This window comes from Aquisalimonas sp., from assembly GCF_007120195.1.
In the GTDB taxonomy this organism is placed as follows: Bacteria; Pseudomonadota; Gammaproteobacteria; order Nitrococcales; family Aquisalimonadaceae; genus Aquisalimonas.
The window spans coordinates 1-5,759 of the sequence record NZ_SKOG01000290.1; the positions used below are offsets into that span (position 1 = coordinate 1).

The 5,759-nt window shown below is 63.1% G+C and carries 8 protein-coding genes; all 8 read left to right on the top strand.

The window, feature by feature from the left end:
* The first annotated feature begins 570 nt into the window (after positions 1-570).
* Entirely contained in the window at positions 571-1,218 is a 648-nt protein-coding gene (locus QZT63_RS19795) for a hypothetical protein (protein WP_290653767.1), read from the top strand.
* Between the two features lie 66 nt (positions 1,219-1,284).
* Positions 1,285-1,497, top strand: coding sequence for a helix-turn-helix domain-containing protein (locus tag QZT63_RS19800; RefSeq protein WP_290653769.1), 213 nt, complete (start codon positions 1,285-1,287; stop codon positions 1,495-1,497).
* 253 nt (positions 1,498-1,750) lie between these two features.
* On the top strand, positions 1,751-1,987 hold the full coding sequence (locus QZT63_RS19805) for a hypothetical protein (protein WP_290653770.1): 237 nt from the start codon (positions 1,751-1,753) through the stop codon (positions 1,985-1,987).
* The gene (locus QZT63_RS19810; protein ID WP_290653771.1) at positions 1,984-3,108 is read left to right on the top strand and encodes a PriCT-2 domain-containing protein; all 1,125 of its coding nucleotides are present in this window, start codon (positions 1,984-1,986) and stop codon (positions 3,106-3,108) included. Before QZT63_RS19805 ends, QZT63_RS19810 begins: the two co-directional genes overlap by 4 nt.
* 122 nt (positions 3,109-3,230) lie before the next feature.
* Positions 3,231-5,003 carry a hypothetical protein gene (locus QZT63_RS19815; RefSeq protein ID WP_290653773.1) on the top strand — a complete coding sequence of 591 codons (1,773 nt, stop codon included), beginning with the start codon at positions 3,231-3,233 and terminating at the stop codon, positions 5,001-5,003.
* Positions 5,000-5,362: a hypothetical protein gene (locus QZT63_RS19820; RefSeq protein ID WP_290653775.1), complete on the top strand. Its 363-nt coding sequence runs from the start codon at positions 5,000-5,002 to the stop codon at positions 5,360-5,362. Before QZT63_RS19815 ends, QZT63_RS19820 begins: the two co-directional genes overlap by 4 nt.
* Positions 5,362-5,514 (top strand): hypothetical protein, encoded by a 153-nt coding sequence (locus tag QZT63_RS19825; RefSeq protein ID WP_290653777.1) that lies wholly within the window; start codon positions 5,362-5,364, stop codon positions 5,512-5,514. The genes QZT63_RS19820 and QZT63_RS19825 overlap by 1 nt, the downstream gene beginning before the upstream one ends.
* Positions 5,515-5,560: 46 nt before the next feature.
* The coding region (locus QZT63_RS19830) for a hypothetical protein (RefSeq protein ID WP_290653778.1) at positions 5,561-5,759 on the top strand (199 nt) is incomplete at its 3' end.

Consider the following 5,759-nt stretch of genomic DNA (forward strand, 5'->3'; position numbering starts at 1 on the left):
ACCGGAGGCGGTGGCGACGGGCGGTGCCCGCTCGCGGGCGCGAGCTTGCCGGGTCTGGCGGAGAGGGCGGGATTCGAACCCGCGATGCAGGTCTCCCCACATACACGCTTTCCAGGCGTGCCACGGCGCAAAATAGACGAAAGTGGCATCAATTGCAAGCATTGTCGGGCACAATGATAGTTGCCACGCCTGCAACCAAGAAAAATTACGCGAAAATAGGGCGTATTGGCAATATTGGCAGTAGAATGGCAGTAGCAAGCATGGCTCTGTGGGGCGTGTTAGGCTCACAATACAAAGACGCCCCGCGGGTGCGGAGCGCCTGCTGCCAAAGCCAGTTTACCGCGCCCCGGAGGCGGAGGTGCGGTTATGGGCTTGAGCTCTGCCAGGTACTTCGATCCAGGGAAAGATCATAACAATCAATCGCGTAGGGCACGAGCACTATTCTTTAAGTCCATATGCAAACATCGCCCTCGGGTTCTTGAGTCTCTGTATAGCGACGTATTCCCGCACTATGGTGAGCTAACTTTCTCGCTCGGCTTGTTGGAGAAGACAAAGATAGCTCTTACGCATATGGTTGACGCTAGCGAGCAAAGCATCTTTGGCACTGGACCTCTAATCTTTGGCGAACTCGAAGGCAAGCTTAGGACCGCACTCGAGAGATGGAGTGATTGCAACGGCCTAAGCGGGCTTGGGGAGTGGCCTCTCGACTTTGGTTGGCGGGTACTGGAGCAATGGGCCTTTAATGAGGAAGAGTGCCGGGGAGTCGAATCACCTTGGCTCTTGGAAAATGTCTTCCCGGCCGATAAACCAGATGCCTACTGTCAAACGGTTGATTGGACTACGTTGCCAGAGGATCTTGTTCTACCTAGTGGACAATGGGAGCCATTGCTAGAGACGCGAGCCCAGTGGTTGAACCGGACCATTGCCAAGCTGGAGCGCCACTGCGACGAAAAAGAGGCAGAATATCGTGCCAAGGGCTATCAGTATTACCACTCCGACAAGGTGAGAAAGACGCATCGCGGCCACGATGAAACCGCTTATGAATGGCTGTATCTTTATGTATTTGAAGGCATGAGCCATGGCGCGATAGCCAACCGATACAATCTCCGACTTTCACGAACCACTGTGAGAGACAACATAAATTCGCTAGCGGCAATCATCGGCCTAAACCTTGAACCAAAGAAGGCTGGGCGGCCGAAAATGAGGCGAAAAAGCTAGGCTTCCATTTTTCGCCGTATATTTTGCATCCTGGTCGGCATAACCTCGATTTGGAGGTTATGCAAAATGAACGTAGCGCAAGCAAACCGAGCGAAACTACGCAGCACGAAGGTCGACCATCCCGGCTTGGCTTTCAATCTCCATGAAACCGCCATCGCACTACGCATGAGCGTGCCGACGGTGCGGGGCCTCATAAAGGACAAGAAGCTCCGGGCAAAGCGCGAGGGCCGGAGGTGGATCGTTAGTCGTCAGGCCATCGAGGAATACCTGGCGTCATGAGAAAAGCCCGCGTGGACAGCGCGGGCAGGCACGAAGACGGAGCAGACTCGAACAGGTGCAGTTTAGCAGTTGAGCTCAGCCCGTGCCACGACACCCCGCACAATGTCACAAACTCAGACGGTAGTCCCTGCCCCGCTGCCCCCGAGTGCCGCCGGCGCTGGATCGCACTGCACGGCGCTGAGGCAGCCGAGTGCGGCTGGTGCTATCAGAGGCTGGATCGGGCCACGCTGGCGCACATTCTCGCGAGGGCACCATGACGGCCCCGCGCGGTGCGCTCGAGGTGGAGTTTTATGCACTGCAGGAGCGCCTAGTCCAGCTCACGATCCCAGACGCGCGACGGGCCCTCACAGCCAGCATGTTTGAGCTCTGGGCCACGGTTGCCGACCAAAACCCCGGCGAGCTGCCTGGCAATGAGCAGTTGCTCGACCTCATCATCGACGCCGCCGTGATCGCTCACGCGGTGGATCTCTACGACGGAGCGGCGGCATGACGCCGATCACGATTCTCCGCACGCGCCACCCTGCCCTGCTGGCAACGAAAGTCCACCGACGCACGGCCGACGGGATCGAGACGGCCGCCTACGGTAACGCGCGCACATTCGATGCCCACCTAGCCGAAGTGGAAAGCGTCTTTGAGCTGGCAACGCTGCTAAGGCGCCTCGCCACGGATCCGCGGGCCTTCGTAGTGCGCGGGATCCCCAAGCCAGGGCGGAGCCTACACGGCATCAACAGACGCGTACACGGCGAAGATGCAGACCTCATGCCGCACCCCGAAGGGCTGCACTGGATCAAGGTCGACATGGACGGGCAGCCCATGCCGGTAACGGATGCCGTCGAGGTTGAAGGGGAGCTGATAACAGGAGTTCGCGACCCTAAAGCGGCCGTGCGGAGCGTTGTCGAGGCTTATCTACCGGCCTACTTTCAAGCTGTCACGGCCTTCTACCAGTTCAGCTCGAGCGCCGGTGTGAAGCCTTGGAGCGAGACACGGCTGGGCCTCTGGTACTACCTCGACCGGCCGATCCCAGACCGCGCCTTGCACGACTGCTGGGCTAAGCGAGTGCCGGCCATCGACCCGGCGGTGTACGTCAGCAGTCAGCCGAACTACACGGCAGCACCGATCTTCGAGGGCATGGCGGATCCGTGCGCCGGCTGGCGGCAGGGGCTCATTCTCGGCGACCGGCACGAGCTATGCATCCCGGGGGCGGAGCTGCAGCCGATCCGCACCGCGCCGAAGGTGAGCGAAGCCGAGCGGGCGCGCTGGCAGGCCGCGCTGGCGGATGCTGACGGTGAGCTGGAGCGGGCGCTAGGCTACATCAGTGCCGACGACCGCGAGACATGGATCCGCGTCGGCATGGCGCTCAAGGCTGACGGGCAGCCGTTCAGTGTATGGGATGCCTGGAGCCGGACCAGCGGCAAGTACGACGCCACGGACGCGGAGCGGGTATGGAAGTCACTGGATCCGAGCGACATCACTTCAGCGAGCGTCTTCTACCTAGCCAAACAGGCCGGCTATGAACCAGCGGTGGGCGGTAAGCCCAGAGGGCGCGCCCAGACCCTAGCGACGCGCAGGCGTGCCCGCTGGCGAACTGCGAGGGCGTCATGCAGGAGCTGAACGACCTTCGTGCATGCGTCGAGTACGCAGAGAGTGCGACGCCGGAGACGCTGAGCGAGGTACAGGAGCGGCTACACGCTGCCGCTGTGGAGCTGGCACTCAGTCACAGTGAGGTGTACCAGGTGCAAGTCGCGCTAAAACGGGCTACGGGTATGCCGCTGGGGCGGTTGCAAGCCGATTTTCGCGACTATCTGGGCGCCAACGGACTAACGGCCGAGCGGGAATCCATCGCCACGCAACTCGTGGGCCTCGCCACCGACACCGGCGCCGAACTGTGGCACGACCCGGCGGCCGAGCCGTACATCACCATCTCCGAGGACGGTCACGCCGAGCACTACCGCCTAAGAACGAAGCCGGTTCGGCGCTGGCTGGGCCGGCTCTACTACGACGAACAGAAGGCCGCACCGGGGTCGCAGGCCGTGCAGGACGCGTTGAACGTGCTCGAAGCGAAGGCGTGCTTCGACGGCGACGAGTACGCGGTGCACACGCGGCTCGCCGGAGACGGCGATGACATTGTGCTCGACCTCGGCACCGACCAGTGGGATGCCGTAAGGGTGACGCCGAAAGGCTGGCACCCGTTAGCGCGGCCGCCGGTGCGGTTCATCCGCTCGAAGGGCCTGCTGCCGCACCCTGCGCCACAGGCCGGCGGCGGTATCGCCGAGCTCCGGCGCCTCGTCAACGTGCGTGATGAGGACTGGCCGCTCGTCGTGGCGTGGCTGCTGGCGGCGCTCCGGCCACAGGGGCCGTACCCCATCCTCGTGCTCATGGGCGAGCAGGGTAGCGCCAAGAGCACAACCGCGCGGATCCTGCGCTCATTGGTGGATCCCAACGTGTCACCTTTGCGGACGCCACCCCGCGAGGTGCGCGACCTGATGATCGCGGCTCGCCACGGCTGGGTGATCGCACTCGACAACCTCTCATCGCTACAGGTGTGGCTGTCGGACGCACTGTGCATCCTCGCCACCGGCGGAGGCCTATCCACCCGCGAACTGTTCAGCGACGACGACGAGATCCTGTTCGACTCCCAGCGGCCCATCCTGCTCAACGGGATCGACAACTTCGTCGCCCGTGGCGACCTAGCGGACCGCGCCATCGTCGTGACGTTGCCGACGATTGCCGACGACCAACGGCGCCGCGAGGCCGAGATCTGGGCCGACTTCGAGGCGCTGAGGCCGCGTGTGCTAGGCGCCTTGCTCGACGTCGCATCGGCCGGCCTCGCCAATCTGCCAAACGTCGAGCTCGACGGGCTGCCGAGGATGGCCGATTTTGCACAGTGGGCCGTGGCCTGCGAACCGGCGCTGGGCTGGGAGCCGAAGACGTTCATGAACGCATACTCCGACGCCCGAGCGAACCTCACCGAGAACGTCCTGGACGGCGACCCTGTGGCACCGGTGCTGCGGGAGTGGCTGGCCGAACTTACTGACGAGGGCTGGAGCGGCCGCGCTGGCGAGCTGCTGGGGCTGCTCAACACTCGGATCGGTCTTGATAGCGGCAAACGACCGCCGCACGGCTGGCCGAAGAGCCCGCACGGACTTGCTGGTGCCCTGCGCCGACTGGCGCCTGCCCTTCGCAGTGTCGGAGTGACTATCACCGAGCCGAGGGCTGGGGACAAGCGCCGCATATACAGCATCGCGCCGACCAGAACAGAGGCGCAATCAAACGCCCAAAACGCCCACAAGGCCCACAGTGCGTCAGGCACAGCAGATACAGATGGGCGTTTAGTGGGCGAAGTGGGCGATCAAACGCCCAAAGGCCCGACAAACGCCCACCCTAAGAACGACGTGCAGGACGGCAAACAGGGCGAAGTGGGCGAAGTGGGCGTTTCGTTGCCGCGCGATTCCAAGCCGGACGACTACATACAACGCCACGTGGGCCGGACCGAGGGCGAGCTATGAGCGCTGAGGCCCTGGACCGGATGCTACGCGAGCGGGGCGTCAGGCTCGAAGCTAAGCTGCGCTACCAGGCGAGCGAGCCGCTCGACGACGAGGTGGTGCAGCTCATGGCGGCCCACAAAGGTGAGCTGCTCCGGCACCTTGCGCTCGCCGACGCGGTGCCCCCCCTGCCCTGGCAGCTGGACCGGCTCGTGCGAGCCGCAAGCAGCGGCGTGCTCGACGTGACACTAGACGGCGTACCGGATCCTCCGCGGCACGTCATGGGCTGGGCATGCGCGTACCTATTGGGCGAGCGTGAGCACGCGCTGGAGAGATTGTGGCAGGCGTACCAGGCATGGGAAGCAAAGGCGGAGGCGAACTGATGCCCCTCGCACCCGGACGCTACTACTGCACCAAGTGCAAGCGCGAAGTGACGCTCAACCTGCCGAGCATGGCCTACTGCATCCCGTGCGACCGCAAGATGAAGCCGGTCAAGCCGGATTCGCCCAAGCAGCCGGAGCTGTTCAAACGATGATGCGCGCGAAACAGTGTTATCAGCACAGCTGCCAAGGGGCCCAAGCATGACCGTCACCCTCGACCGCCAAATGTTCAGCTTGAGCCGCGCTGCTGAGTACTTCAGCGTGAAGGAGCTGCAGACACTCACGGGGCAGCCCCGCGGCGAGTTCGGTGCCGTCATCCTCAAGGAGCTCTTGGACAATGCGCTCGACGCTGCCGAGACTGCCGGTCGCGATCCCGCGGTGAAGATCGACATCATCACGT

Bases quoted from the DNA above. Each gene is read 5' to 3' on its own strand.
- QZT63_RS19800 (WP_290653769.1), top strand. From the start codon at position 1,285: ATGAACGTAGCGCAAGCAAACCGAGCGAAACTACGCAGCACGAAGGTC.
- QZT63_RS19820 (WP_290653775.1), top strand. From the start codon at position 5,000: ATGAGCGCTGAGGCCCTGGACCGGATGCTACGCGAGCGGGGCGTCAGG.
- QZT63_RS19810 (WP_290653771.1), top strand. From the start codon at position 1,984: ATGACGCCGATCACGATTCTCCGCACGCGCCACCCTGCCCTGCTGGCA.
- QZT63_RS19805 (WP_290653770.1), top strand. From the start codon at position 1,751: ATGACGGCCCCGCGCGGTGCGCTCGAGGTGGAGTTTTATGCACTGCAG.
- QZT63_RS19825 (WP_290653777.1), top strand. From the start codon at position 5,362: ATGCCCCTCGCACCCGGACGCTACTACTGCACCAAGTGCAAGCGCGAA.
- QZT63_RS19795 (WP_290653767.1), top strand. From the start codon at position 571: ATGGTTGACGCTAGCGAGCAAAGCATCTTTGGCACTGGACCTCTAATC.